At 73.2% G+C, this 2,035-nt stretch carries 2 protein-coding genes; one reads left to right on the top strand and one right to left on the bottom strand.

Annotation, left to right across the window (positions count from 1 at the left end):
* Nucleotides 1-1,285: M17 family metallopeptidase (locus K2X24_RS02410; RefSeq protein WP_292494285.1), on the top strand; the 1,285-nt coding region annotated here is incomplete at its 5' end.
* Between the two features lie 6 nt (nucleotides 1,286-1,291).
* Here K2X24_RS02410 and K2X24_RS02405 read toward each other — a convergent pair.
* On the bottom strand, nucleotides 1,292-2,035 hold a 744-nt coding region (locus K2X24_RS02405; RefSeq protein ID WP_292494284.1), incomplete at its 5' end, for an EcsC family protein.

Raw genomic sequence — 2,035 nt, 5'->3', positions numbered from 1 at the left:
GCCCGGCCCGCAGGCGACGTTCGCCCGCGCGGCGGATTTCGCCCCGAAGGCGGGCCGGCTCGCTCTCCTTCCGGCGCAGGACGGCCGGCTCGGCGCGGTCCTGTTCGGACTCGGCGACGGTGGCGACCCCATGCTGGCGGGCAAGCTCCCCGGGGCACTCCCACCGGGCACCTATCGCTTTGCTGAAGCGGATGGGTTCGACGCCGCCGCGGCGACGCTGGCTTGGCTGCTCGGCAGCTACCGCTTCAGGCGCTACCGCGATGCAGGGCCGGAGCGCCCCGCCCTCGTGGCGCCGGAGGGCGTCGATGGCGAAGCCCTCTGGCGGATCGCCACCGCGGTTGCCAACGGGCGCGATCTCATCAACACGCCCGCCAACGACCTCGGACCCGCCGAGATCGAGGCCGCGGTCCGCGCCGTCGCGGAGCGTCACGGCGCCACCGTCTCGGTCGTGTCGGGCGCCGATCTCGCCCGCGACTTCCCCCTCGTCCATACGGTCGGTTCGTCGTCGCCGCGCGCGCCCTGCCTGATCGACCTGACCTGGGGGCCGACAGACGCGCCGCGCGTCACGCTCGTCGGCAAGGGTGTCGCCTTCGACACGGGCGGCCTCGACATCAAGCCGTCGAGCGCGATGCTGCTGATGAAAAAGGACATGGGCGGGTCCGCGGCCGCCCTCGCCGCCGCCGACATGGTGATGGGCTCAGGGCTTCGCCTGCGCCTGCGCCTGATCGTGCCGGCGGTGGAGAACGCGGTCTCGGGCGACGCCTTCCGGCCGGGCGACGTCATCCGCAGCCGGTCCGGCCTCACGGTGGAGATCGGCAACACCGATGCCGAGGGTCGGCTCATCCTCGCCGACGCCCTGGCGCTGGCGGATGCCGAGACCCCGGAGCTCCTGATCGACTTCGCGACCCTGACGGGCGCCGCGCGGGTGGCCCTGGGGCCGGACCTGCCCGCCTTCTTCACCGAGGACGACGCGCTCGCCGATGCGGTCTCGGCGGCCGGCGCGGCCTGCGCCGATCCCGTCTGGCGCCTGCCGCTGCACAAGCCCTATGCGAGCCTGCTGGATTCGAAGGTCGCGGACCTGAACAACGTCTCGGGCGGCCCCTTCGCGGGGGCGATCACGGCGGCGCTGTTCCTGCGCCGCTTCGCCCCCGCCACGCGGGCCCACGTGCATTTCGACCTCTACGGCTGGAACCCGTCGACGAAGCCGGGGCGACCGGAGGGCGGCGAGGTGCAGACGGCGCGTCTCGTCCACGCGCTCCTCTCCCGCCGCTACCCGAAAGCCTGAGGCAGGTCAGACCCCCAGCATCGCCTTCTCGGACTCGTATGCGGCGCGGACCGGGGCCGCGCCGTAGGTCCGCTCCAGGCGCCGCACGGTGAAATGCGCGCGGGCCGTCGACTGGAAGTGGTCCATGAAGGCCGCGTTGACCGCCGCGCCGCCGACCGCACCGAGGATCGGCACCGCCTGCGCGGCGACCTTCTGCGAGACCACGAGGCCGAAGCGCGACGCGATCTGCGCCGAGAAGCGGATCAGCGCGGGGGCGGCCTCGTCCACAAGGGCCCGGTTGCCGGCGTAGCGCGCGGCCTCCACCATGGTCTTGGCCAGGGCGGCACGCACCGCGAAATAGCCGCTCTCCGTAAGGGCGCTGCCGGCCGCCTCGCGCCCGCCGAGGGCGAAGACCTGGACGCAGGCAAGGGCGTTCTCGGGATTTTGCAGATCCTCGCCCTCCTCCTGCGCAATCTGCGCGATGGAGCGCAGCATCAGGGTCGTCGAGAGCGGCAGTTCCACCGCGAGGGTCGCAAGCCCGAAAGCGCCGCCGACCGCGCCGGAGACGGCCGCCAGAGCCTTGTGGCCGAAGGCGCTCGACGGGAAATACTTCGCCAGGCGTGCGGCCGTGCGCATCGTGGTCGATTCGGGTTCGGTCGGCCCGGTGAGCAGCGGGTCGGTGGCGGAGACGACGGGGATCTCCCGGCCCGCCGGCAGGGTCGCCAGGGCGAGCTTGAGGGAAGCGCGCATGGCGCTCTCGGTGGCCTGCGC

The sequence above is a fragment of the Methylobacterium sp. genome (genome assembly GCF_019750675.1).
GTDB lineage: Bacteria > Pseudomonadota > Alphaproteobacteria > Rhizobiales > Beijerinckiaceae > Methylobacterium.
The sequence above is the reverse complement of the archived record's forward strand: the minus strand, read 5'-3'. Positions and strand labels throughout refer to the sequence as shown.